Annotated in this window: 23 protein-coding genes and 1 tRNA gene; 11 read left to right on the top strand and 13 right to left on the bottom strand. The window is 69.9% G+C overall.

From position 1 onward, the window contains the following. Positions 1-51 precede the first annotated feature (51 nt). The 5 genes from KHC19_RS17105 to KHC19_RS17085 all read left to right on the top strand — a co-directional run bounded on the left by KHC19_RS17105 (position 52) and on the right by KHC19_RS17085 (position 6,812). A complete protein-coding gene (locus tag KHC19_RS17105; protein ID WP_343207745.1) occupies positions 52-1,440 on the top strand; it encodes a sigma-54-dependent transcriptional regulator in 1,389 nt (462 codons plus the stop codon). After that, positions 1,424-3,460 (top strand): sensor histidine kinase, encoded by a 2,037-nt coding sequence (locus KHC19_RS17100; RefSeq protein ID WP_213353622.1) that lies wholly within the window; start codon positions 1,424-1,426, stop codon positions 3,458-3,460. The genes KHC19_RS17105 and KHC19_RS17100 overlap by 17 nt, the downstream gene beginning before the upstream one ends. 252 nt (positions 3,461-3,712) lie before the next feature. After that, complete coding sequence (locus tag KHC19_RS17095) at positions 3,713-5,365, top strand: OFA family MFS transporter (protein ID WP_213353620.1); 1,653 nt, start codon at positions 3,713-3,715, stop codon at positions 5,363-5,365. A gap of 185 nt (positions 5,366-5,550) precedes the next feature. Further along, a complete protein-coding gene (locus KHC19_RS17090; RefSeq protein WP_213353618.1) occupies positions 5,551-5,892 on the top strand; it encodes an ArsR/SmtB family transcription factor in 342 nt (113 codons plus the stop codon). Then, positions 5,889-6,812, top strand: coding sequence for an SRPBCC family protein (locus KHC19_RS17085; RefSeq protein WP_213353616.1), 924 nt, complete (start codon positions 5,889-5,891; stop codon positions 6,810-6,812). The genes KHC19_RS17090 and KHC19_RS17085 overlap by 4 nt, the downstream gene beginning before the upstream one ends. A gap of 147 nt (positions 6,813-6,959) precedes the next feature. Here KHC19_RS17085 and ppk2 read toward each other — a convergent pair whose 3' ends face one another. The 5 genes from ppk2 to gatB all read right to left on the bottom strand — a co-directional run bounded on the left by ppk2 (position 6,960) and on the right by gatB (position 12,061). Beyond that, a complete protein-coding gene (gene ppk2, locus KHC19_RS17080; protein ID WP_213353614.1) occupies positions 6,960-7,874 on the bottom strand; it encodes a polyphosphate kinase 2 in 915 nt (304 codons plus the stop codon). 556 nt (positions 7,875-8,430) lie between these two features. Then, positions 8,431-8,522, bottom strand: a tRNA-Ser gene (locus KHC19_RS17075). Positions 8,523-8,776: 254 nt separating this feature from the next. Further along, the gene (locus KHC19_RS17070; protein ID WP_213353612.1) at positions 8,777-9,484 is read right to left on the bottom strand and encodes a hypothetical protein; all 708 of its coding nucleotides are present in this window, start codon (positions 9,482-9,484) and stop codon (positions 8,777-8,779) included. 101 nt (positions 9,485-9,585) lie between these two features. Beyond that, on the bottom strand, positions 9,586-10,296 hold the full coding sequence (locus tag KHC19_RS17065) for a glutathione S-transferase family protein (protein WP_213353610.1): 711 nt from the start codon (positions 10,294-10,296) through the stop codon (positions 9,586-9,588). A 271-nt stretch (positions 10,297-10,567) separates the two neighbouring features. Beyond that, positions 10,568-12,061 carry an Asp-tRNA(Asn)/Glu-tRNA(Gln) amidotransferase subunit GatB gene (gene gatB / locus KHC19_RS17060; protein WP_213353608.1) on the bottom strand — a complete coding sequence of 498 codons (1,494 nt, stop codon included), beginning with the start codon at positions 12,059-12,061 and terminating at the stop codon, positions 10,568-10,570. A 105-nt stretch (positions 12,062-12,166) separates the two neighbouring features. On the opposite strand from gatB, the gene KHC19_RS17055 reads away from it, so the two are divergent. The 3 genes from KHC19_RS17055 (at position 12,167) to KHC19_RS17045 (ending at position 14,072) form a co-directional block, all read left to right on the top strand. Beyond that, positions 12,167-12,724: a Uma2 family endonuclease gene (locus KHC19_RS17055; RefSeq protein ID WP_213353607.1), complete on the top strand. Its 558-nt coding sequence runs from the start codon at positions 12,167-12,169 to the stop codon at positions 12,722-12,724. 154 nt (positions 12,725-12,878) lie between these two features. Further along, positions 12,879-13,286 (top strand): GFA family protein, encoded by a 408-nt coding sequence (locus KHC19_RS17050; RefSeq protein WP_246549057.1) that lies wholly within the window; start codon positions 12,879-12,881, stop codon positions 13,284-13,286. A gap of 213 nt (positions 13,287-13,499) precedes the next feature. Continuing rightward, positions 13,500-14,072: a glyoxalase superfamily protein gene (locus KHC19_RS17045; RefSeq protein ID WP_246549055.1), complete on the top strand. Its 573-nt coding sequence runs from the start codon at positions 13,500-13,502 to the stop codon at positions 14,070-14,072. A 51-nt stretch (positions 14,073-14,123) separates the two neighbouring features. Here the strand turns inward: KHC19_RS17045 and KHC19_RS17040 are convergent, their stop codons facing one another. The 7 genes from KHC19_RS17040 to KHC19_RS17010 form a co-directional block, all read right to left on the bottom strand. Further along, positions 14,124-14,690, bottom strand: a complete 567-nt coding sequence (locus KHC19_RS17040) for a cytochrome b family protein (RefSeq protein ID WP_213353605.1) — start codon at positions 14,688-14,690, stop codon at positions 14,124-14,126. A gap of 126 nt (positions 14,691-14,816) precedes the next feature. Continuing rightward, complete coding sequence (locus KHC19_RS17035) at positions 14,817-15,737, bottom strand: DMT family transporter (RefSeq protein ID WP_213353603.1); 921 nt, start codon at positions 15,735-15,737, stop codon at positions 14,817-14,819. A 639-nt stretch (positions 15,738-16,376) separates the two neighbouring features. After that, a complete protein-coding gene (locus KHC19_RS17030) occupies positions 16,377-16,673 on the bottom strand; it encodes a chorismate mutase (protein ID WP_213353601.1) in 297 nt (98 codons plus the stop codon). Continuing rightward, positions 16,673-18,154: an Asp-tRNA(Asn)/Glu-tRNA(Gln) amidotransferase subunit GatA gene (gene gatA / locus KHC19_RS17025; protein WP_213353599.1), complete on the bottom strand. Its 1,482-nt coding sequence runs from the start codon at positions 18,152-18,154 to the stop codon at positions 16,673-16,675. The genes KHC19_RS17030 and gatA overlap by 1 nt, the downstream gene beginning before the upstream one ends. Before the next feature lie 5 nt (positions 18,155-18,159). Further along, positions 18,160-18,447, bottom strand: a complete 288-nt coding sequence (gene gatC / locus KHC19_RS17020; RefSeq protein WP_213353597.1) for an Asp-tRNA(Asn)/Glu-tRNA(Gln) amidotransferase subunit GatC — start codon at positions 18,445-18,447, stop codon at positions 18,160-18,162. 328 nt (positions 18,448-18,775) lie between these two features. Then, entirely contained in the window at positions 18,776-19,096 is a 321-nt protein-coding gene (locus tag KHC19_RS17015; protein WP_246549053.1) for a hypothetical protein, read from the bottom strand. A 31-nt stretch (positions 19,097-19,127) separates the two neighbouring features. Then, positions 19,128-19,379: a hypothetical protein gene (locus tag KHC19_RS17010; protein WP_246549100.1), complete on the bottom strand. Its 252-nt coding sequence runs from the start codon at positions 19,377-19,379 to the stop codon at positions 19,128-19,130. A 265-nt stretch (positions 19,380-19,644) separates the two neighbouring features. On the opposite strand from KHC19_RS17010, the gene KHC19_RS17005 reads away from it, so the two are divergent. Next, on the top strand, positions 19,645-20,493 hold the full coding sequence (locus KHC19_RS17005) for a hypothetical protein (RefSeq protein ID WP_213353593.1): 849 nt from the start codon (positions 19,645-19,647) through the stop codon (positions 20,491-20,493). A 54-nt stretch (positions 20,494-20,547) separates the two neighbouring features. On the opposite strand, the gene KHC19_RS17000 is transcribed toward KHC19_RS17005, so the two are convergent. Then, positions 20,548-21,252: a metal-dependent hydrolase gene (locus KHC19_RS17000; protein ID WP_213353591.1), complete on the bottom strand. Its 705-nt coding sequence runs from the start codon at positions 21,250-21,252 to the stop codon at positions 20,548-20,550. Between the two features lie 174 nt (positions 21,253-21,426). On the opposite strand from KHC19_RS17000, the gene ruvX reads away from it, so the two are divergent. Next, the gene (gene ruvX / locus KHC19_RS16995; protein ID WP_213353590.1) at positions 21,427-21,906 is read left to right on the top strand and encodes a Holliday junction resolvase RuvX; all 480 of its coding nucleotides are present in this window, start codon (positions 21,427-21,429) and stop codon (positions 21,904-21,906) included. A 2-nt stretch (positions 21,907-21,908) separates the two neighbouring features. Continuing rightward, positions 21,909-22,847, top strand: a complete 939-nt coding sequence (locus KHC19_RS16990) for an AEC family transporter (RefSeq protein ID WP_213353588.1) — start codon at positions 21,909-21,911, stop codon at positions 22,845-22,847. Positions 22,848-22,861: the final 14 nt, after the last annotated feature.

Raw genomic sequence — 22,861 nt, 5'->3', positions numbered from 1 at the left:
CTGACCCTAGGTTCGGGCCAACAGAACAGGATCGATGGGGGAGGCAGAGCGGTGGAACCGGCTGAGCGGCCGCGGGAGCCGGCGTCGACGAACCCGGAATTCGGGTCGGCGTTGCGGCAGGCCTCGATCCTCGTCGTCGACGACGAGCCGGGCATCCGCAACTTCCTGATGCGCACGCTCGGCCCGCGCAGCCGTCTCGTCGAGGAGGCCGGCAATGCCGACGAAGCCTCCCGCAAGATGGACCGGCAGCATTACGACGTCGTGATCGTCGACAATGTGATGCCCGGCAAGACCGGCATCCAGTGGCTGGCGGAGCAGCGCGCGCTCGGCTTCTATTCCGATGCCATATTGATCACCGCCTATGCCGACCTGGAGACAGCCATCGAGGCGCTGCGCGTCGGCGCCTCGGACTTCGTGCTCAAGCCGTTCCGCTCCAATCAGATCCTGAACGCCGTCGCGCGCTGCCTGGACCGGCAGCATCTGCGCCGCGAGAACTTCGTGCTGCGGCAGGAATTGCGGGCGAATGGCGACGGCACGGCGCGACGCAAGCTGATCGGGCAATCGGCCGCCATCAGCGCGGTGCGCGAGGCGATCGCCCGGGTGGCGCCCCTGCCCTCCTCGGTACTGCTCACCGGCGAATCCGGGACCGGCAAGGAAGTGGCGGCCCGGGTCCTCCACGACATGTCCGAGCGGGCCGACAAGTCCTTCGTCCCGGTCAATTGCGCGGCGATGCCGCCGGAAATGATCGAGAGCGAGCTGTTCGGCCACCTGAAGGGCTCGTTCACCGGCGCGGCCGCCGCGCGGGACGGCCTGTTCGTCCATGCCGGCGGCGGCACCCTGTTCCTCGACGAGATCGGCGAGCTGCCGGCGGCGATGCAGGGCAAGCTCCTGCGGGTGCTGGAGGAGCGGCGTGTCCGCCCCATCGGCGCCGAGCGGGAGATCCCCGTCGATGTGCGCCTGGTCTTCGCCACAAATCGCGACCTCGAGCTCGATGTCCGGGCGGGCCGTTTCCGCGCCGATCTCTATTACCGGATCAACGTGATGCAGATCCGGCTGCCGCCCCTGCGCGAGCGGCGCGAGGACATCGAGGAACTCGCCCTGCAATTCGTCAAGACACTGTCGCGCCAGCTCGGCGTGCCGGCGATCCTGTTCGACGCGGCGGCACGCGAGGCGCTGCGCAGCTATCGCTGGCCGGGAAACATCCGCGAGCTGCGCAACGTCATCGAGCGCTCGCTCATCCTCGGGCGCTTCGCCAACGACCTGCCGCAGGCCGAGGCCGCCTCCGGCGAGGAGGAGCGGCTCGAAGGGGTCGAGCGCCGGCACATCCTCGCCATGCTCGAGCAGACCGGCTTCGACCGGGCCGAGACCGCGCGGCGGCTCGGCGTGTCCCGCAAGACCATCGACCGCAAATGCGCGCAGTGGAATGTCGGAACAGGCTGAGGCCGCGCGGCCCGATCCGGCGGACCGGCCGCAGCGCGCCATCCCCGTCAGGATCCGCCTCCTCGCCATCGCCCTGCTGCCCACCCTCGTCATGGTGCCGCTGCTGCTCGCCGTGACCATGGTGCGCTGGAACGACAAGTTCGATGCCCTGCTGCAGTCCAAGGTGCATGGCGACCTCACCATCGCCCACCAGTATTTCGCGCGTATCCTCGAGACGACCGGCGACCGGATCCAGGCGCTCGGCCTGTCCGCGCGCTTCCAGGGCGCGCTGGGCGACCCCGCCGACGGCGCGCTGGCGGGGCAGCTGGAGGAACGGCGCCAGGCGCTCGGGCTCGACTTCCTCTATCTCATCGATGCCGAACGCCGTCTCGTCGCCTCGGCCCGGCCCATCGCCGCCGGCCGCGCGCCCGGCGACGGCCCGGTGATCGAGGCCGCGCTCGGCGGCGACACCCGCACGGCGGTGGACGTGTTCACGCAGGACCAGCTGGCGGCCTTCTCCCCGGAGATGGCCGCCCGGGCGCGCATCGAGATCGTGCCGACGCTCAATGCCGCGCCGTCGGACGAGACCATCGAGACCAGCGGCATGGTGGTGCACGCCGCCGCCGCGGTGCCGCTGCCCGGCGGGGGCACCGGCGCGCTGGTCGCCGGCATCCTGCTCAACCAGAACCTCGTCTTCATCGATACGATCAACGACCTCGTCTATCGCGAGAACAGCCTGCCGGACGGCAGCGTCGGCACCGCGACGCTGTTCCTCGACGATGTGCGCATCAGCACCAATGTGCGGCTGTTCGAAGGGAAGCGGGCGCTCGGCACCCGCGTCTCCAGGGCCGTGCGCGAGGCGGTGCTGGAACAGGGCAAGGTCTGGCTCGGCAGCGCCTTCGTGGTCGACGACTGGTACATGTCCGCCTATGAGCCGATCGCCGACAGCGAGGGCCGGCGCATCGGCATGCTCTATGTCGGCTTCCTGGAGCGCCCCTTCACCCGCTCGAAGCTGATCACCCTGATCGCCGTCATCGCCGCCTTCCTCGCGGTGGCGGGGGCGAGCGTGCCGATCTTCCTGCGCTGGGCCCGCTCGGTGTTCAAGCCGCTGGAGCGCATGGACGAGACCATCACCCGCGTCGAGGCCGGCGCGCGCGACGCGCGAACCGCCCTCGCCTATACCGATGACGAGCTCGGGCGGGTGGCGCGCAATCTCGACCGGCTGCTCGACCAGCTCGCCGAGCGCGAGCGCGAGCTGGTGGGCTGGAACGACACGCTCAACCGCCGGGTCGAGGAGCGCACGCGGGACCTCGAGCTCGCCAATCGCGAGATCGAGGCCACCACGCGCCAGCTCATCATGTCGGAGAAGCTCGCCGCCGTCGGCGAGATCACCGCCGGCGTCGCCCATGAGATCAACAATCCGGTGGCGGTGATCCAGGGCAATCTCGACGTGCTGCGCGAGCTGGTCGGGCGCTCCGGCGAGGGACGCACCGAATTCCGCCTCATCGACGAGCAGATCGCCCGGATCAGCGAGATCGTCGGCCGCCTTCTGCAATTTGCCCGGCCGGAGGAGTATGCCGGCTCCAGCGAGTGGCACGTCCCGGGCGAGGTGATCGCCGATTGCCTGCCCCTGGTCCGCCACCTGCTCGATCGATCGGGCGTTCTCGTCGAGCGCGAGGACCGCGCCACCCGCCTGGTGCTGATGAACCGCACCGAGCTGCAGCAGGTACTCATCAACCTGATCGTCAACGCCATCCACGCCATGACGGAGGGCGGCCGGCTGACGCTGCGCTGCTACGACACGGAATGGAACGGCCGGCGCGGCATCGGCATCGAGGTCGCCGATACCGGCAGCGGCATGACGCCGGCGATCATGGCGCGCATCTTCGACCCCTTCTTCAGCACCAAGGCGGCGCAGGGCAACGGGCTCGGCCTGTCGATCACCCGCAAGCTGGTGACGCGGCAGGGCGGCGACATCACGGTGCGCAGCACGCCGGGCGAGGGATCGACCTTCACGGTGTTCCTGCCGGAAGCCGATTGACCGCCGGAGGCGGCGGCCAGGACGGACATTTTGTCCGAAACCACGGACATTTTGTCCCGGAAACCACCCGTACGGATCGACGAATTCATTGAAAAACAAGGCGTTTACGCGCTGGCACGGCCGTTGCTGAACTTTTGTCGCCCCCTGCGGGCGGAAGCTCATGCGCGGCGAACGCCAAAGCCGCGCGGCAGGCGGACCACCCGGTCGAGCTTCCAGGCAAACAAGCGTGGCGGCAAAACCTGGGAAACGCCTATGACGACGGCCTTCGACGACATCAACCGCCCGTCCGGCGGCGCCGGCGTGCTCGACCGCGAGCGGATCGTCGCACGCGCGGGCTTCAACCGCTGGCTGCTGCCGCCCGCGGCGCTGGCGATCCATCTGTGCATCGGCATGGCCTATGGCTTCAGCGTGTTCTGGCTGCCGCTGACCCGCGCCATCGGCATCGACAGCTCGGTCTCCTGCCCCGGCATGACGCTGGCGGGCGCGCTGTTCACCACCAGCTGCGACTGGCGGGTGGCCGATCTCGGCTGGATCTTCACGCTGTTCTTCGTGCTGCTCGGCTCCTCGGCGGCGCTGTGGGGCGGCTGGCTGGAAAAGGCCGGGCCGCGCAAGGCCGGCGTGGTGGCGGCCTGCTGCTGGTGCGGCGGCCTCGCCATCGCCGCGCTCGGCGTCGCCGTGCACCAGCTCTGGCTGATGTGGCTCGGTGCCGGCGTCATCGGCGGCGTCGGCCTCGGGCTCGGCTACATCTCGCCGGTGTCGACGCTGATCAAATGGTTCCCGGACCGCCGCGGCATGGCCACCGGCATGGCGATCATGGGCTTCGGCGGCGGCGCCATGGTGGGCGCCCCGATCGCCGACGCGCTGATGAACCTATTCAAGGGTCCGCAGTCGGTCGGCGTCTGGCAGACCTTCCTGGTCATGGCGGGCATCTACTTCGTGTTCATGATGGCGGGCGCCTTCGGCTATCGCGTGCCGCCGGACGGCTGGCGCCCGGACGGCTGGACGCCGCCCGCCACCCGCTCGAAGATGATCGCCGTGCACAGCGTGCACCTGCGCGACGCGCACCGGACGCCGCAATTCTGGCTGATCTGGCTGGTGCTCTGCCTCAACGTCTCCGCCGGCATCGGCGTCATCGGCATGGCCTCGCCGATGCTGCAGGAGATTTTCGGCGGCCGCCTCATCGGCCATCCCGAGCTGGCCTTCGCCGATCTCGACACGGCGCAGAAGGCCTCCATCGCCGCGATCGCCGCCGGCTTCGCCGGCCTGCTGTCGCTGTTCAACATCGGCGGCCGCTTCTTCTGGGCCTCCGCCTCCGACCGGCTCGGGCGCAAGACCACCTTCTACATCTTCTTCCTGCTGGGCATCGTGCTCTATGCCTGCGTGCCCTCGGTCGCCCGCCACGGCAGCCAGGCGCTGTTCGTGACGCTGCTCTGCGTCATCATCTCCATGTATGGCGGCGGCTTCGCCACCGTGCCCGCCTATCTCGCCGACATCTTCGGCACCCAGTTCGTCGGCGCCATCCACGGGCGGCTCCTGACCGCCTGGGCGACGGCCGGCATCGTCGGGCCGGTGGTGGTCAACTACATCCGCGAGTTCCAGATCAATGCCGGCGTGCCGCGCGATCAGGTGTACGACTTCACCATGTACATACTGGCCGGCATGCTGGTGCTGGGCCTCGTCTGCAATGCGCTGGTGCGCCCGGTTGCCGCCCGCTGGTACATGAGCGAGGCGGAATTGTCGGCGCTGAAGGCGAAGTCCGCCTTGGCGGCGGATGCGGCCGGCGGCTCCTTCGGCATCGGGCGCGGCGGCTTCGAGGCCACCGCGGCGCTGGCCTGGGCCGCCGTCGGCATCCCGCTGCTGTTCGGCGTCTGGATCACGCTGCGCAATACCGCCGTCCTGTTCTGAGCCCTTGCGGCGGTGGCGCACCCGGCGCCACCGCACACGCATGATCGCCGCAGACAGCGCGGCCGGCGCCGCAAGGCGCCGCTTTCGCCCTCGGCCGCAAGCCGCCGGCAAAGCGCCGCGACAACACTTAGCTAATCGACGAAGTTTTCCTTGCGCGGCCGGCGCGCCGGGTGATAGTTAGCATCATGGCTAAGCATCATCCCGAACTCTCGCTGCTCTTCCATGCCCTAGCCGACCCGACCCGCCGGGCGATCCTCTCCCGGCTCGCGGAAGGGCCCGCGCGGGTCACCGACCTGTCGGAACCCACCGGCCTGCGCCTCCCCACGGTGATGCGCCACATCTCGGTTCTCGAGGAAGCGGGGCTGATCGCCACCGCCAAGGACGGGCGGGTACGCACCTGCGCCATCGTGCCCCAATCCCTCGAACCGGTTCGGACCTGGCTCGACGAGCAGCGGGCCAGATGGGAGGCCCGCCTCGACCGGCTGGAAGCATTTGCGATGAAGGCGATGAAGGAGCGCACGGAATGACCTCGACCCCCGATCGAGACGGAAAGCCCGCGGCCGGCGATCAGGCGGGCAGCCGCTTTGCGACGCTGACCTTCGAGCGCGACATGCCGGTGCCGTTGCCGGTGCTGTGGCAGGTCTGGACGGCCCCGGCCGCGCGGGCGGTGTGGTCGGCTCCCGACCCTTCGGTCGTGGTGGAATTCCTGGAGGCCGATACCCGGGTGGGCGGGCGCGAGGTCTCGCTCTGCAAGGTCGCGGGCCGGCCGGATATTCGCTGCGAATGCGGCTGGCTGGAGCTGCAACCGGCGCGGCGCAGCGTGAACTACGAACGGGTCTCCTCCGGCGGCGCGACGCGGTCGGTGGCCCTGGTGACGGCGGATGTCTCCGGCACGGACGCGCGCAGCCGGCTGGTGGTGACGGTGCAGCTCTCCTCCCCCACCGGGGAGATGGAGGCCGGCTACCGGCAGGGCTTCGCCGCGGGGTTGGACAATCTCGCCGCCACCGCCGGGCGGACCATGGTGCTGCAGCGGGTGATACGCGCACCGCGGGCCATCGTCTGGAACAGCTGGATGAACCCCGAGACGCTGCCGCAATGGTGGGGGCCGGACGGCTTCTCCTGCCGCACCACGAGGATCGACCTGCGGGCGGGCGGCGAATGGGTGTTCGACATGATCGCGCCGGACGGCACGGTGTTCCCGAACCACCATCGCTATGCCGAGGTCCGGCCCGAGGAGCGGATCGCCTATACGCTGCTCTGGGGCGAGAACGGCCCCAAGCACGCCGATGCCTGGGCCTCCTTCGAGGATCAGGACGGCGCGACCAAGGTCACGCTGGGCATGGTGTTCAGCACGGAAGCCGAGTTTCAGGAGGCGAAGGGCTTCGGCGCGATCGAGCTCGGCCTGCAGACGCTGGGCAAGCTGGAACGCTTCATCGCGTCCCGATGAGGCCGGTGTCGATGAAGCCGTTGCCGTGGCGACCGGCTGCAAGGACCGAGCGCGGGCGATGGCATGCACGCCGCCTCCCGCCATCACGCGCACCCCGAACTTAGGGGAGGTGACGCCCCTTCTGCGCGCCACCTCCCCTGAAGAGGATCAGTAGACCTCCGGCACATACATGTCCGGCGGCACCGGGTGACGCTCGTAATCGGCGTGGCGCACCCGCGCCGGCAGCACGATCTCCGGCCGCGGCACGGTCTCATAGGGGATCTGGTTCAGAAGATGCGCGATGAGGTTCAGCCGCGCCTTCTTCTTGTCCACCGCCTGCACCACCCACCAGGGCGCATCGGAAGTGTGGGTGCGCTGGAGCATGTCCTCCTTGGCGCGGGTGTAGTCTTCCCAGTGGACCCGGCTCTGCAGGTCCATCGGCGACAGTTTCCACTGCTTCAGCGGATCCTGGATGCGCATCTGGAAACGGAATTCCTGTTCCTCGTCGGTGATCGAGAACCAGTACTTGATCAGGATGATGCCCGAGCGCACCAGCATCCGCTCGAAATCCGGCACCGAGCGGAAGAACTCCTCCAGCTCGTCCGGCGTGCAGAAGCCCATGACCCGCTCGACGCCGGCGCGGTTGTACCAGGAGCGGTCGAACAGCACGATCTCGCCGCCGGCCGGCAGATGCGGCACGTAGCGCTGGAAGTACCACTGGCTGCGTTCGCGCTCGGTCGGCGCCGGCAGCGCCACGACGCGGCAGACGCGCGGGTTGAGCCGCTGCGTCACCCGCTTGATCGCGCCGCCCTTGCCGGCGGAATCGCGCCCCTCGAACAGCACGGCGACCTTGAGCTTCTTGTGCTGCACCCAGTCCTGCAGGCGGATCAGCTCGTGCTGGAGGCGGAACAGCTCGCGGAAATACACCTTGCGGTCGAGCGTCGGCGTGCCGCCCTCGCCCATGCCCTCGGCGACCAGTTCGTCGAGATAGTCTTCGTCGAGCTGCGTCTCCAGCTCCTCGTCGAAGCTGTCGGTGATCTCCTCGCGGATGCGATTGAACTGGTCCTTGGGGTCATGTGTCATGGGGGGCCTCTCGGTCTGTCGTGTAAAGGGCAGGAAACATGCGGCTAGCGAACCGCGGCGCCACGCTGGAACGGCCGCGGCGGAGCCCACGGGCGGACCATGGGCCGCACGCGGCCGGCGCCGTCCCCGAGGCGGCCCGCTCCACAAGGCCGGCAGCCCTCCCTCGCCGGCCGCGACGACCGAACGCAGGATGCCGCTCGCCGGGCCGTGGGCAAGCGCTTTGCCGGATCCAGTGATGCCATGAGGCCGTTTCCACCAGGCGTGACGCGCGCTGGCACGCGGGGATGACAACGCACCGCACACTGGCACCTTCATGTGTCGGCTTCACAACAACCCGGAACACCCGCCCGCCGCCTCGGATGCGGCGATTATGACATGTCGGGGGTGTGGAGGCGGTGATGCCGAAGCCGGTCCAGCTCGGCGGGCCGACGGCGAGAGGCTCGCCTAAGCCCGGATGATTCCCGGAAACAAAGCGACGCAAGCGCGTGCTGCGAAGCGCGGCGCTTGCCGCAACGTCTTAATAAACTAACACAAACGATTGATGTGAAAGAGAAATTGGCGGAGACGGAGGGATTCGAACCCTCGAGACCCTTGTAGGGGTCTGCTCATTTAGCAAACGAGTGCCTTCAGCCTCTCGGCCACGTCTCCTGCCGGACGGGCCTGCGCTTCAACAGCGAAGCAGGCCCGCGACGGCGACCTGTCTAGGTATCGCCGCGGGTCTGGTCAAGGCCAAACCGCGTTTTCGCCGGGCCCGTCCCATGCTTCCCCAGCGGCGAAAGCACCGCGGACAGCCGGGCCGCCCCTCCTCGCCTCGCGGGAAGCCGCCGGCGGAGGTCATCCCGCCGCGTCGATCGGCGCGCCCGCACGGCCGTCCGCGAGGCCGCCGGCATATGGGCGGGGGCCTAGCGCAGGCCCACCAGGCGCTTCATCCGCAACGCCATGCAGATCACCAGCGCGCAGCCGATCGGGAACACGAACTCGTTCACCGCCAGGCCGATCAGCCGCGCGGCGGGAAGGGCGGTGCCGGCCTGCGCCGCGCGCCACAGGTTCAGGCCCGTCAATGTGGCGGCGGCGGCAATGCCCACCAGCGTGCCGAGCACCAGATAGCTGCGTATCCGCGTCACCTCGTGCTGCGACAGATGGCCGAGCAGCGCGCCGAGCACGGCATATTCCACGCCCTTGGCGGCGCACACGGCGAGGAAGAACAGGTCGACCCCGGCGGGCGCGAGATCCATCGCCGCCTGCACGGTGCGCTGCGCGCCCTTGGCCAGCCCCCAGGCCACCGGCCCCGAAACCAGCCCCAGCAGACCCATCACCAGCGCCCGGTCGCGGCTGGCCACCGTCCCGACCGCCAGGCCGATGCACACCAGTATCGCCCAGCTCACCCCCTGCGCCACGTCGCCGAGCAGGGCGACGCCCGGCCAGCCGGCGCCGAGCCCGAGATTGAGCGCGATCATCAGCAATTGCACGGCGAGGCCGAGCAGCACCGCCATCCAGGCGACCGTCACCGCGCGCCGCACCGCCTCGGCGGCGATCGAGTCGACGATTCCCTCGGCATAGTCGTCGGAGATCGCGGCGTGCCCGCCGCCGACCGGGTCCATGTCCGTCATCGTCCCGCCCCTCGGGTCACGGCACGTTCACGGATCCTGACGTTAGAGCATCCCGGGCGAGAACGGAACGCCTGCGGCCCGGCGGGGTCGGCGATGGCGCCTCAGCGGGCGCGCTGCCCGAACAGGATCTTCTGCGCGTCCTTGTCGGTGGCGAGATCGATCTTGCCCTTGTCCTCGGCATTCACCGACAGGCCCCGCTTCACCGCCGGGCGGGCCAGCATGCGCGCCAGCCAGGCCTTGAGGTTGGGGAATTCCTCGACATTCTGGCCCTGCCGCTCCCACAGCTTGGCCCAGCCGATGCAGGCCATGTCGGCGATGGAATAGTCGCCGGCGAGATAGTCGCGGTCGGCGAGACGGCGGTTCATCACCCCGTAGAGCCGGTGCGTCTCGTTGGTGTAGCGGTCGATGGCGTAGGCGAGCTTCTCCGGCGCGTAGATGCGGAAATGGTGGGTCTGCCCGGCCATCGGCCCGAGCCCCGCCATCTGCCAGAACAGCCACTGGTCGACCTCGACCCGGCCGCGCTCGTCGGCGGGGTAGAACAGGCCAGTCTTGCGGCCGAGATATTGCAGGATCGCCCCCGATTCGAACACCGAGATCGGGGCGCCGTCCGGCCCCTGCGGGTCGATGATGGCCGGGATCTTGTTGTTGGGCGAGATGGCCAGGAACTCCGGCTTGAACTGGTCGCCCTTGGCGATGTTCACCGGGACGACCTCATAGGGCAACCCGCACTCTTCCAGCATGATGCTGATCTTCCAGCCATTCGGCGTCGGCCAGTAATAGAGCTGGATCGGGTTCGTCTGAAGCTCGGCCATGGGCGCGCGGCCCTCCACAGTCCCGCCCCCTTTTGGGCGTCTCGCCAACAGAACTAGGACCGCCGGCAGCGGCTTGCAAGCGGCACGACGCGCGCCGCCCCTCGCCGCCCCGCCATCTCGGAAAAGCCGGCGTTCGCGTGGCGGCCCCCCCCCCCCGCGCGGCATTCCGGCGCCACATTCGCGACGGCACGAGCGCGTGGCGGGCGCGCAGTGGGCGCCCGTGGCAGGGAAACGGCGTGCCGCCGCTCCCGCCATAGGCCGCGCGAAGGCCTCAGATGCCCAGCTTGCCCTTGAGCAGGTCGTTCACCGCCTGCGGGTTGGCCTTGCCGCCGGTCTGCTTCATCACCTGGCCGACGAACCAGCCGAGCATGGTGGGCTTCGCCTTCACCTGCTCCACCTTGTCGGGGTTGGCGGCGATGATGGCGTCGACCGCCGCCTCGATGGCGCCGGTATCCGTCACCTGCTTCATGCCGCGCGCCTCGACGATGGCGCGCGGATCGCCGTCCTTCTCCTCGCCGATGATGATCACCAGCACGTCCTTGGCGATCTTGCCGGAGATGGTCTGGTCGGCGATCAGGTCGACGAGGCCGGCGATCTGCGCCGGGGTGATGTGGGTCTCCGCCACCGACAGCCCGGCCGAGTTCGCGAAGGCCGAGACGTCGCCCATGATCCAGTTGGCCACCGCCTTGGCGTCGCGCCTGGCGCCGCCATGCGCGACGGCCGCCTCGTAATAGTCGGCGGTCGCCTTCTCGGCCACCAGCACGTCGGCGTCATAGGCCGAGAGGCCGTATTCGGCGACGAAGCGCGCCTTCTTCTCGTCCGGCAGCTCCGGCAGATGCGCCGCGAGCTCGTCGACGAAGCCCTGGCTGAACTCCAGCGGCAAGAGGTCCGGGTCGGGGAAATAGCGGTAGTCGTGCGCCTCCTCCTTGGAGCGCATGGAGCGGGTCTCGCCCCGGTTCGGGTCGAACAGCCGCGTCTCCTGCTCGATGGCGCCGCCATCCTCGAGGATGCCGATCTGCCGGCGCGCCTCGGTCTCGATGGCCTGGCCGATGAAGCGGATGGAGTTGACGTTCTTGATCTCGCAGCGCGTGCCGAAATCCTCGCCGGGCTTGCGCACGGAGACGTTGACGTCGGCGCGCAGGTTGCCCTTCTCCATGTCGCCGTCGCAGGTGCCGAGATAGCGCAGGATGGTGCGCAGCTTGGTCACATAGGCCTTGGCCTCCTCGGAGGAGCGCAGATCCGGCCGCGACACGATCTCCATCAGCGCCACGCCCGAGCGGTTGAGGTCGACCAGCGACTGGGTGGGCGAGAGATCGTGGATCGACTTGCCGGCGTCCTGCTCGAGGTGCAGGCGCTCGATGCCCACCTCGATCGGCCCGTCGGCGGTGTCGACCAGCACCACGCCCTCCCCGACGATCGGGCTCTTGTACTGGCTGATCTGGTAGCCCTGCGGCAGGTCGGGATAGAAATAGTTCTTGCGGTCGAACACCGATTTCAGGTGGATCTGCGCCTTCAGGCCGAGCCCGGTGCGCACCGCCTGCTTCACGCATTCCTCGTTGATCACCGGCAGCATGCCGGGCATCGCCGCGTCGACCAGCGAGACATGCGAGTTGGGCTCGCCGCCGAATTCGGTGGAGGCGCCGGAGAACAGCTTGGAGTTGGACGTCACCTGCGCATGGATCTCCATGCCGATGACGATCTCCCAATCGCCGGTCGCGCCCTTGATCAGCTTCTTCGGGTCGGCGGGGCGGGTATGCATGTTCATGGATGGCCTCGTCGCAACGGCAGTCTTGTGTCGAGCCTGACTACTCCCATGATAGTGTGCAGGCAACCGCAACGGCTCGCCCGACGGCGCGGCGCGGAGATGGACATGAACATCCGTACCGATATACCTCTGACGAAGGATGCCTTTCTGCGCTGGAACGAAACGCAGGAAGGGCGCTATGAGTTCGTCGAGGGCAAGATCATGATGATGACGGGTGCCTCCTGGGGCCATGTGGAGATTGCCGGCAACCTCCAGACCCTGCTGCGGTCCGGACTCGACCGCTCGCGCTTTGCCGTAGGTCAGTCGGATTTCGCCGTGGAAACGGCCCGCGGCCTTCGCTATCCGGATGTCTTCGTACAGGCCACCGGCGTCGATCGCCATGCCTATGTCTCGACCGCTCCCATCCTGCTCGCCGAGATCCTCTCGCCCTCCTCGCTGGAGACCGACCTGCGGCAGAAGGTCGAGGAATACACCGCCCTTCCCTCGCTCAGCGCCTATGTCGTCCTGGCGCAGGACGAGCCGCGCCTCTGGCTGTGGCAGCGCGGCGAGGATGGCGCCTTCCCGCATGCCCCCGAGATGATCGAAGGCGCCGACGCCACATTGCCGCTCCCCGCGCTCGGCGTCAGCCTGCCGCTCGCCGCCATTTACGAGGGCGTGGGCTGAGCGCCGCCGCCCCCGCCGGCCGGCACCCGCCGCCGACCCGCGCCCAAGCGGCCCGCCTCGGCCGAGGGTCACGCCGCGCGGCATGGGTAGCGGCATGGGTAGCGGTATAGGTAGCAGTGTAGGTAGCGGCACGGGTAACGGACGGAAGGACCGGATGATGGCGTTGAAAGGCAGCTGCCTGTGCGGCGGCATAAGATACGAGGTCGACGGGCTGGACGGCCCGATCTCCCATTGCCACTGCCACACCTGCCGCAAGGCGCATGCCAGCGCCTTCGCCACCACGGCGGGGGTCGAGCGCCACCATTTCCGCTGGACCGCCGGCGAGGACCGGGTGCGCAGCTACGAATCCTCACCCGGCAAGCAGCGCCATTTCTGCCCCGCCTGCGGCACCCACCTCGTCGCCGAGCGTGCCGGCCAGTCCCGGCTCATCCTGCGGGTCGCCACGCTGGACGACGACCCGGCGGCGCGCCCGTCCTTCCATATCTGGACCTCGCACGATGTCCCCTGGCTCGCCCGGGAGGACGAGGCGCCGCATTATGAGGAGTGGCAGCCCGGACGATGAGGCGAGGCGTCGCGTCCGGGGCATCGGCTCCCTTGCCCCTGCCGCGCGCGGCCATTACGGTGCGTGACACGGCTGGTGCGGCCGGCCGCTCGCGTCCCTCCGGGGCATGGTGAACGCACCGATGCATGATCTGCCGACATCCTCCGTCCCCCGGCGGTGCCGTCAGCAAGGCGAGCCCTGACACCACGCATCGCCGCAGACGCAGGATCGTCCATGTCCAACCGTTCCGTTCTCCACACCCGCCTGGAATCCCTCGCGGATGCCAAGTTCCTGGCGAAGGCGCTGCGCACCGGCCTCGCCGCGCGCGGCATCGACATTCCCCACGGCCACGCGCTCGATCTCGTCGCCGCCCAGTTCGGCGCCCGCGACTGGAACGTGCTCGCCGCGCAGGTGCCGGAGGAGCGCCCCGCCGGGCCGATCTCCTTCCGCACCACCGCGCCGGTGCTCCGCATCTTCGACGAGGGCAAGGCGCTCGATTTCTATGTCGGCTTCCTCGGCTTCACGCTGGATTGGGAGCACCGCTTCGAACCCGGCCTGCCGCTCTATGCGCAGGTCTCGCGCGCCGGCCTCGTGCTGCATCTCTCCGGCCATCATGGCGACGGCACGCCCGGCACCGCCGTCTTCGTGGCGATGGAGGGCATCGACGCCTACAATGCCGAATTGCTGGCGAAGCAGAATCCCAACATGCGGCCCGGCGTGGAGACCCTGCCATGGGGACGGCACATGGAGGTCATCGACCCGTTCGGCAACCGCATCCGTTTCTGCGAGCAGCGCGGCGGCGGCTGATGCCGCAACGACGTGCCCCCGGCGGCGTCCCGGACCCTACCCTTCCTCGCCTCACTGCACCGAGATCAGCGCATAGGGGCATTGCAGGGTCGGGGAATCCGGGCCGTCGCGCCAGCACACCACGTTGTGGCTGAGGTCGACGATCAGCTGGGTCGGATCCTCCTCGCCATTTGAGCCGGGCCGGCGCACGAACAGCATGCGGTCCGGCTCGATGGTCCGCACGAGGTGGTAATACTCGGCATTGCCGTCCGGGCGTTCCTGGAACTCGCGCCACACCTTGTCGCCGAGATTGATCACGCTGGCGTCGAGCAGGCGCATCGTCTTGGTCTGCTCGTTGTAATAGGGCGTCTTGAACTGGATCAGCCGGGCGTCGGCCAGCGCCAGCGGCCGCTTGGCGCCGGTATAGAGCGCCACCACGGCGAGGCTCATCGTGCCCAGCATGAACAGCACGAAGGTGAGGAAGCCGATCCAGGGATGGCTGCTCTGGGTGCGGGCGAGATAGATCACCCCGCCGCAGCCGATGACGATGCACACCAGCGCGACGATGCCGAGCCCGGTCTCGCTGGCGGCCCGGATGATCGCCGGGCCGTTCTGGAACAGCGCGTTCAACCACTCCATGCCACGCCTCCCCCGGTCGGCACGGCACGGCGCGCCCCCCGCGCGCCTGGGTTTTCGCCGGAAGAGTGCGCCCGAAATCGCCGATACGCAACGGTTTCGACAGCTCTCGGCCCCGTCGGGCCGGGCTCAGCCGATGCTGATCAGCCCGGTGCCGAGAATGGCCACCGCCGCGCCGATCCAGGCGGAAGCCGCCGGCGCCACGCCGGAGCGCAGCCACACCATCGGCAGGATCGCCACCGGCGCGATGGAGGACAGCGTCGAGACCACCCCGACATCGCCGCCGGCCAGCGCCGCCATCAGCAGCGCCATGCCCATCACCGTGCCGAAGAAGGAGGAGGCCACCGCGGTACCGACATTGCGCAGCGTCGCCGGCGCGGTGTCGGTGCGCGCGAAGGGAAACACCGCCAGCGCCACGAAGAAGGCCGCCGCCAGGCCCGAGCGCACCGCCATCGCCGCGAAGGGCTCCACCCCCGCGGCCATGGCCGGCCGGGCGAACAGATTGCCGAGCGCCTGCCCCAGCGCCGTCACCACGCCGAGCGCGATGCCGGCCCAGCCGGTAGCGAAGCCGCGCCCTCTCGGCCGGGGCGCGCCTTCCGGCGCCGGCACCACCGGCCGTTCGGCGCGGCGCCGCGGCACGCCGACCGCCAGCGCCACCCCGGCCAGCACCAGCGCGACGCCCAGCCCCTGCCGCCCGCTGATGGTCTCGCCGAAGACGAGATAGCCGAGCGCCAGCGCGAAGGGCGAGGTCAGCGAGAACAGCAGCGCGGTGATGCGCGGCCCGGCGGTGTAGATGGCGGCGAAATAGGTGGTGCTGGCGATGACGATGCCGAACAGGCCGGAGGCCGCCAGCAATCCCAGCTGCGGCGCGCCGAGGCTGCCCCAGCCCCCGAGCGCGGTGGCGATCGCGGCGTTCATCGCGAAGGCGGCGCTCATCTGCCAGCGGGTCAGGCGGAACAGCCCGACGCGCCCGTTCAGCTCGCTGACGAACATGGCGCTCAGCGCGATGCAGCTGGCGGCACCGACCGCCATGAGTTCGGAGAGGAACACGGATCACGTCCCCGGCGGGAACGCCGCCGCTTCACGCGCCGGCCGGGTGCCGGACGCCCCGCTCAAAGCACGCCGCCGCCCCGCGCCATAGGATCTTCGCAGCAGTTCCCCGCCCCGCGCCTGTCCCGGCCATCCACCCCGACCGCCAAACCAAGGAGCAACGAAGCCCTCTCTCCCCGTCGGGGAGAGGGCTGGGGTGAGGGGCCTTCTTGGCCTCCCCATGTTGGCCTACCCGTGTTGGCCTGCCCATGTCGTCCCCCTCACCGCCCCGCTTACGCGGGCCACCTTCTCCCCACCGGGGAGAGGGAAGGAAAGAACGGGAGCCACCAAATGAGCACCTTCCTCCCATGGGGGAGAGGGAGAGACACCAGACCGCATCCGGCCACTCGAACGCGGAGCACCGTCATGCCCGGCCTTGTGCCGGGCATCCACGCCTTCCCTTGAGCGGCCCAGGACGTGGATGGCCGGGTCGAGCCCGGCCATGACGACGTGTGCGTCACACGGCCCCACCGAGCCGGCCTTCGGCCCAGGCGCCCGGGCGGCAGGCGTCATCTCCCATGGAGATTGAGGAAAGACGGAGCGAAGAGAGGGCCCGAGAAGGAAAGCACGCGAGACACCCGGCGTCCGCCGGCGCCCCGCCTATCCCAGCCGCTCGTTCTCGTAGTCGACCACCCACTGGATCAGCACCCGCCACAGCTTCTCGGCGAGCTCGGGCGGCACGCCCTTGGTCTCGGCGGCGGCGGATACCTTCTCCACCACGTCCTCGACCCGCTCCGGCAGCAGCGCGGCCAGCCCCTCGGCCTTCTTCACCGCGATGACGTGCTTCACCACCTCGAAGCGGCGGGCGAGCAGCTCCACCATCTGCGCGTCGAGCGCGTCGATCTCCGCCCGGAAGGGCGCCAGCGCGCGCTCGTTCTCGGGCAGCAGGCGCGCCATCACCGCCACCATTCGTCCGGGCAGGTGAAGCGGCCGGCGGCCTCCTCGATCACCTGGCCGAGCGAGAACAGCGCCTCCTCGCCGAACGGCCGGCCGATCAGCTGCAGCCCGAGCGGCAGCCCCTCGCCAGACAGCCCGGCCGGCACCGCGATGCCCGGCAGGCCGGCCATGTTCAGCGTCACCGTGAACACGTCCTGCAGGTACATCTCCACCGGATCGGCGCCGGACTTCTCGCCGATGCCGAAGGCCGGCGACGGGGTGGCCGGCGCCAGCACCGCGTCGATGCCTGCGGCGAACACCGTCTCGAAGTCGCGCTTGATCAGCGTGCGCACCTTCTGCGCCCGCACGTAATAGGCGTCGTAATAGCCGGCGGAGAGCACATAGGTGCCGATCATGATGCGCCGGCGCACTTCCGCGCCGAAGCCGTCCGCGCGGGTCTTCTCGTACATCTCGACGATGTCGCGGCCCGGCACCCGCTCGCCATAGCGCACGCCGTCATAGCGCGCGAGGTTCGACGACGCCTCGGCCAGCGCCACGATGTAATAGGCCGGCAGCGCGTATTTGCTGTGCGGCAGGCTGATCTCCACCACCTCGGCGCCGGCGTCGCGCAGCCATTGCGCGCCCTCGTCCCACAGGCTGGCGATCTCGCCGGACATGCCGTCGACGCGGTATTCCCGGGGGATGCCGATGCGCATGCCCTTCACCGAGCCGCCCACCGCCGCCTCGTAGTCCGGCACCGGCAGCTTGGCGCTCGTCGAATCCTTCGGGTCGTGCCCGGCCATGGAGCGCAGCAGCAGCGCCGCGTCGTTCACTGAGCGGGCGATCGGCCCGGCCTGGTCGAGCGAGGAGGCATAGGCGATGATGCCCCAGCGCGAGCAGCGGCCATAGGTCGGCTTGATGCCGACCGTGCCGGTGAACGCCGCCGGCTGGCGGATCGAGCCGCCGGTATCGGTGCCGGCCGCGCCGGCGGCGAGATGCGCCGCCACCGCCGCCGCCGAGCCGCCGGAGGAGCCGCCCGGCACCAGCGGCGCCGAGGAGCCCTCGCGCCGCCAGGGGTTCACCGTGGCGCCGAAGGCGCTGGTCTCGGTGGACGAGCCCATGGCGAACTCGTCCTGGTTCAGCTTGCCCAGCAGCACCGCGCCGTCGCGCCACAGATTGGCGGTGACGGTGGATTCGTAGGGCGGCACGAAATGCTTGAGGATGCTGGAGCCGGCGGTGGTGCGCACGCCTTCGACGGCATAATTGTCCTTCACGCCGAGCGGGATGCCCTCCAGGGGGCCGGCCTCGCCGCTGGCGAGCCGCGCGTCGCTGGCCTTCGCCATCTCCAGCGCCTTTTCCGGGGTGGCCAGTACATAGGCGTTGAGCGCGCCGGCGGCCTCGATGGCGTCGAGATAGGCCTGGGTCAGCTCGGTGGCGGTGAAATGGCCCTGCGCCAGCCCCTCATGGGCGGCGGTCAGGGTGAGGCGGGTCAGCTCGCTCATCTCGCTCACTCCACCACCTTCGGCACGGCGAAGAAGCCGTCCTCGGCCGCCGGGGCGTTGGCGAGCACCCGCTCGGGGTAGAAGCCGTCCGTCACCACGTCGGCGCGCAACGGCAGCGTCATCGGGGTGATGCTGGTCATCGGCTCGACGCCCTCGACATTCACCTCGGCGAGCTCGTCGACAAAGGCGAGGATGGCGTTGAGCTCGCCCTGGAGATGGACCACTTCTTCCTCGGTGACGGCGATGCGCGCGAGATGCGCCACCCGCCGGACCGTCGCCTGATCGACCGACATCCGAATTCCCGATACGACGTGAAACTGCTGCCGCGCCGTATAGCAGGCCGGCGGCGCGTCCCGCAACGCACCGCCGGCCCTTCCCCCGGCTCATCGCCCGTCCTCCCGCGGAAATCCCCCTCGGGATTCCTCCGTCGGGCAGAGCACCGGAGTGTCTCGCTCCCCGGCGGCAGGAAGGCCGGCTGAGGGCGCTTCGACAGCAGAAGGACGCGCCGGAAGCCCCTTCCCGCTCGCGCCTCGACGGCGCTCCCGCGCTCCTTTTCCCGCAGGCGGCATCAGGCCCGTCCGCCGAATCTCCCCGGCCCGCCGTCGCGGGTGGGGAGCCCCCTCACCCGCCGGCCCGCACCAGGCACTGTCCCGCCGCCTCGGCGGCCGGGCGGGCATTGGCCCGGCTCACCTTGCCGTCCATCACCAGCGCGCGGGCCTTGTCGCCGACCACCGAGCGCACGTCCCCGCCCGCCGCGACGGCGGAGATGCTGGCGGCATAGATCGCCTTGCCGTCGGCATTCAGCCCGGCGGCGCAGGCATCGGCCGCCGCCTTGTCGGCATGGGCCGGCAGGCCGAGAAGCGCCAGGGCGGGAACGAGCAAGCCGGCGAGCCCGGCGAAGCGCAGGCGTGGGCGCGGGGACGGGCGAGCGACGTCGATCATCGGATGTCTCCTGGTGTCGGAACGGGCCGGCTCACCGCACGCCGAGGCGGTTGACCGGGCCGCCGCGATTGAGCGGCTGCACCCCGACGCCGGGCGCGCCGACACCGGGCGTCGCCGCCGCCGCCGCCGGCCGGGCCGCCGGCTTGGCGACGCAGCCGACCGGGTAGCCCGGCCGGGTGCAGTGGACCGCCACCGGCGCGGGCCGCACCACGCAGCCGGCCGGATAGCCGGGCCCGGTGCAGTAGACCACGGCCTGCGCCGGTCCCGCGGCCAGCAGCAGCATGCCGGCGAGCGCGGCCGCCGCCGCGGCGGGCCGAGGCCGGATAGGGCGCGCCAGGCGGCGCAGGCGTCGGGCGGGCGCGATCATGGCGGCCTCTCCTCCTTCGCGGCGGGGGTGGCGCGGATCGAACAGTGGACGCCGCACCGGTTCAATGGCGATTATTGGTCGCATTCGCGGCAGTGGAGGCTGTCGTCCGCCGGAGGCGGGGCCGGCGCGCTCCAACTGTACCGGGCTCCGTCTCGGCCGCATCGCCTGAGGGAGGGCCGCCATGCTCGACGCCACCGCGCCGCCGGCCCGGCCGAACCTGCCGGCGCTGCGTGCCGATCCCCGTTTTCCGGCCGCGGCACGGCAGGCGGCGGCGGGCATCGTCGCCACCTATCGCGGCAGCGCGGTGATGAACCGCCTGCTCAACGATCGCGGGCGCTTCCTGCTGTCGCTGCTCGCTTTGGCCCTGCATCTGGAACCGCCCGGTGGCGGGCGCGACGGGCTCACCGCCGGGCGGCTGAAGGCGGAGGCCGCGGCGCTCGGCATTTGCAGCCCCGGCCGCGCCGGGGCGGTGCTGGCGGCTTTCCGGCTGCTCGGGCTGGTGGAGGCGGTGCCGATGCCGGACCGGCGGCTGAAGCGGCTCGCCGCCACGCCGCGCTTCGTCGACATGCATCGCCGCCGCTGGCGCGCCTTGCTGGAGCCGATGGCGGCCTTCATGCCGGAGGGCGCGGCCGGCCTCGCGGGGCTCGATGATCCCGCCTTCCTGCCGCTTTACGTCGAGGCGCTGCTCAGCCCGTTCCGCGCCGGCTGGCGGCTGCTGGACGAGGTGCCGGTGCTGGCGCCCTTCGCCGACAGGGATGCCGGCATCGTCATCGCCCTGTCGCTGATGGGCACCGCCGAGGACGGCACGCCGCCGCCGATCGCTCATCTCGCCCGGCAGTTCGGCGTCTCCCGCTCGCATGTGCTCGGCATGCTGCGGGCCGGCGAGGAAGCCGGGCTGCTGCATCGCCCCGATCCGCGCGGCGGCGCCGTCGCCGCGCCGGCGCTGGAGGAGGCGCTGCGGGATTTCATCGCCTGCGCCTTCCTGATGCAGGCGCAGGCGGTGCGCCGGGCCGGCATGGCGCGGGGCTGAGCGCCCGCGCCTCCCGTGGAGGCGGGACGGCGGGACTCTTCCCGCCGTCCCGCCTCAGCCCTTGGCGAACTCCTTCGGCTCGCCGCTCTTCAGCACATGCACGCTCGCCTCGCCGCCGACGAAGCCGACGAAGCGGTCGGCATTGGGCTCCAGCATCGGGAAGGAGCCGTAATGGCAGGGAATCACCGTCAGCCCCGGCAGGAAGCGCTTCACCGCCAGCGCCGCCGTCTCCGGGCCCATGGTGAAGCGGTTGCCGATCGGCACGATGACGATTTCCGGCCGGTGGATCTCGGCGATCAGCTCCATGTCGGAGAAGATGTCGGTGTCGCCCATGTGCCAGACGGTCGGCTCGCCGGGAGCATGCACGATCAACCCGTTGGCATTGCCGAGATAGGCGGAGGTGCCGTCCACCAGCGCGCCGGAGGAGTGGTCGGCGCGCACCATGGTCACCGAGAAGCCGTCGAGGCCGATGGTGCCGCCGGTGTTCATCATCTCCAGCGTCTTCACCCCCTGCAGCCCCAGCCAGGCGGCGAGGTCGGCATTGGCCACCACCGTCGCCCCCGTCGCCTCGGCGATCGACACCGTGTCGCCGACATGGTCGCCATGGCCGTGGGTCAGCAGCACATGGGTGGTGCCCAGCACCGCCACGTCGCGGCTCGAGCCGAAGCCCGGATTGCCGGACAGGAAGGGGTCGATCAGCACCACCTTGCCGGCGATGTCGAGGCGGAAGGCGGAGTGCCCGAACCACGTAATCTTCATGGAATATCTCTCTGGCTGCCGAGGATGAGCGCAACATAGGGCGCCCTGCGACGGGCTCAAGCCGGAGTTTTCGGCCGCATCGGCCATTCCACGGCGGAATCGGCCGCATCGTACACCCCACCGGACCGGCGGACGCTCTGGCGCACCCCCGCCCGGCATGGTAGCGCAGATGCCATGACCGCCCCCATTCTCCGCATCGAGGAAGCCGCCGGCCAGCTCCCCCCACGCGGCGGGCTGCTCGGCCTCGACCTCGGCACCAAGACCATCGGCATCGCCAGCTGCGATCCCGAGCGGCGCCTCGCCGCGGCGGTGGAAACCGTTGCGCGCAAACAGTTTACCCCCGATGCCGCCCGCGTCCTCAAGCTCGCCGGCGAGCGCGGCGCGGTCGGCTTCGTGCTCGGCCTGCCGGTGAACATGGACGGCAGCGAAGGCCCGCGCGCCCAGTCCACCCGCGCCTTCGCCCGCAATTTCGCCAAACTCACCGAGTTGCCGATTATCCTGTGGGATGAAAGGCTTAGCACCGCGGCCGTGCAGCGCGACCTCATCGGGGCCGATGTCAGCCGGGCCAAGCGCGCGGCGGTGGTGGACCAGCACGCCGCCGCCTTCATCCTTCAGGGCGCCCTCGATCGCCTGCGCTTCCTGGCGGACGGCTAAGCATGGCCGGCGTTCTCGGCGCGCTCATCCCGGTGTTCCTGATCATCGCCCTCGGCGCCGTGCTGAGGCGGACGCTGCTGACCGACAACATGCATTGGGTGGGCATGGAGAAGCTCACCTACTACATATTGTTTCCCTCGCTGATCGTGATCTCCATCGCCCGCGCCGATCTCGGCGGCGTGGCGGTGATCGGCGTCAGCACCACGCTGTTCATCTCCATTGCCGGGCTGGGCCTGGCGCTGATCCTGCTGCGCCTGCCGCTCAGCCGCCGGCTGGCGCTCGCAAGTCCTTCCTTCACCTCGCTTTTCCAGGCCTCCGTGCGCTGGAACTCCTATGTCGCGCTGGCGGTGTCCGGCGGGATGGCCGGCCCCAAGGGCCTCGCCGTGTCCTCGGTGGGACTGGCGGTGATGATCCCGCTGCTCAACATCATGTCGGTCGCGGTCCTCGCCCGGCACGGCGCCCGCTCCGAGGAAAACCGCTCCCTGACCGTGTTCGATCAGGTCCTGCGCAATCCCTATGTCTGGTCCTGCGCCGCCGGCGGCCTGCTCCACGAGGTCTATTCGCTGATCCCACCGGTCCTGATCAGCTTCGTCGACATCCTCGGCCGCTCCTCCCTCGCGCTCGGGCTGCTGGTCGTCGGTGCCGGACTGCGCATTGAAAGCCTGCACCGGCCGCGCGCCGCGACGCTGGTTTCCTGCATCTTCAAGCTCGCCGTGCTGCCGGCGATCGCGGTGTCGCTCGGCTATGCGCTCGGGCTGCGCGAGGAAAACCTCTTGGTCATCGCCATCGTGTCCTCTGTGCCCACCGCGCCGAACGGCTATGTGCTGGCGCGGCAGATGGGCGGGGACGTGCCCTTGCTGGCCGAAATGCTGACGATCCAGAGCCTGCTCGCCGCCATCACCATGCCGCTGGTCGTCTATATCGCCGCATACATTATATAACAGGTACTTATTTC

It is taken from the genome of Ancylobacter oerskovii, assembly GCF_018390555.1.
Taxonomy (GTDB): Bacteria; Pseudomonadota; Alphaproteobacteria; order Rhizobiales; family Xanthobacteraceae; genus Ancylobacter; species Ancylobacter oerskovii.
Note: the sequence above shows the minus strand (reverse complement) of the source record. Positions and strands in the feature narration are given on the sequence as shown.

Bases quoted from the DNA above. Each gene is read 5' to 3' on its own strand.
- KHC19_RS17065 (WP_213353610.1), bottom strand. From the start codon at position 10,296: ATGGCCGAGCTTCAGACGAACCCGATCCAGCTCTATTACTGGCCGACG.
- KHC19_RS17045 (WP_246549055.1), top strand. From the start codon at position 13,500: ATGTCCAACCGTTCCGTTCTCCACACCCGCCTGGAATCCCTCGCGGAT.
- KHC19_RS17090 (WP_213353618.1), top strand. From the start codon at position 5,551: ATGGCTAAGCATCATCCCGAACTCTCGCTGCTCTTCCATGCCCTAGCC.
- ppk2 (WP_213353614.1), bottom strand. From the start codon at position 7,874: ATGACACATGACCCCAAGGACCAGTTCAATCGCATCCGCGAGGAGATC.
- KHC19_RS17010 (WP_246549100.1), bottom strand. From the start codon at position 19,379: ATGCTGCTGCTGGCCGCGGGACCGGCGCAGGCCGTGGTCTACTGCACC.
- KHC19_RS17055 (WP_213353607.1), top strand. From the start codon at position 12,167: ATGAACATCCGTACCGATATACCTCTGACGAAGGATGCCTTTCTGCGC.
- KHC19_RS17100 (WP_213353622.1), top strand. From the start codon at position 1,424: ATGTCGGAACAGGCTGAGGCCGCGCGGCCCGATCCGGCGGACCGGCCG.
- KHC19_RS16990 (WP_213353588.1), top strand. From the start codon at position 21,909: ATGGCCGGCGTTCTCGGCGCGCTCATCCCGGTGTTCCTGATCATCGCC.
- ruvX (WP_213353590.1), top strand. From the start codon at position 21,427: ATGACCGCCCCCATTCTCCGCATCGAGGAAGCCGCCGGCCAGCTCCCC.
- gatB (WP_213353608.1), bottom strand. From the start codon at position 12,061: ATGAACATGCATACCCGCCCCGCCGACCCGAAGAAGCTGATCAAGGGC.
- KHC19_RS17050 (WP_246549057.1), top strand. From the start codon at position 12,879: ATGATGGCGTTGAAAGGCAGCTGCCTGTGCGGCGGCATAAGATACGAG.
- KHC19_RS17005 (WP_213353593.1), top strand. From the start codon at position 19,645: ATGCTCGACGCCACCGCGCCGCCGGCCCGGCCGAACCTGCCGGCGCTG.
- gatC (WP_213353597.1), bottom strand. From the start codon at position 18,447: ATGTCGGTCGATCAGGCGACGGTCCGGCGGGTGGCGCATCTCGCGCGC.
- KHC19_RS17070 (WP_213353612.1), bottom strand. From the start codon at position 9,484: ATGACGGACATGGACCCGGTCGGCGGCGGGCACGCCGCGATCTCCGAC.
- KHC19_RS17000 (WP_213353591.1), bottom strand. From the start codon at position 21,252: ATGAAGATTACGTGGTTCGGGCACTCCGCCTTCCGCCTCGACATCGCC.
- KHC19_RS17030 (WP_213353601.1), bottom strand. From the start codon at position 16,673: ATGGCGCGCCTGCTGCCCGAGAACGAGCGCGCGCTGGCGCCCTTCCGG.
- KHC19_RS17085 (WP_213353616.1), top strand. From the start codon at position 5,889: ATGACCTCGACCCCCGATCGAGACGGAAAGCCCGCGGCCGGCGATCAG.
- KHC19_RS17015 (WP_246549053.1), bottom strand. From the start codon at position 19,096: ATGATCGACGTCGCTCGCCCGTCCCCGCGCCCACGCCTGCGCTTCGCC.
- gatA (WP_213353599.1), bottom strand. From the start codon at position 18,154: ATGAGCGAGCTGACCCGCCTCACCCTGACCGCCGCCCATGAGGGGCTG.
- KHC19_RS17095 (WP_213353620.1), top strand. From the start codon at position 3,713: ATGACGACGGCCTTCGACGACATCAACCGCCCGTCCGGCGGCGCCGGC.
- KHC19_RS17040 (WP_213353605.1), bottom strand. From the start codon at position 14,690: ATGGAGTGGTTGAACGCGCTGTTCCAGAACGGCCCGGCGATCATCCGG.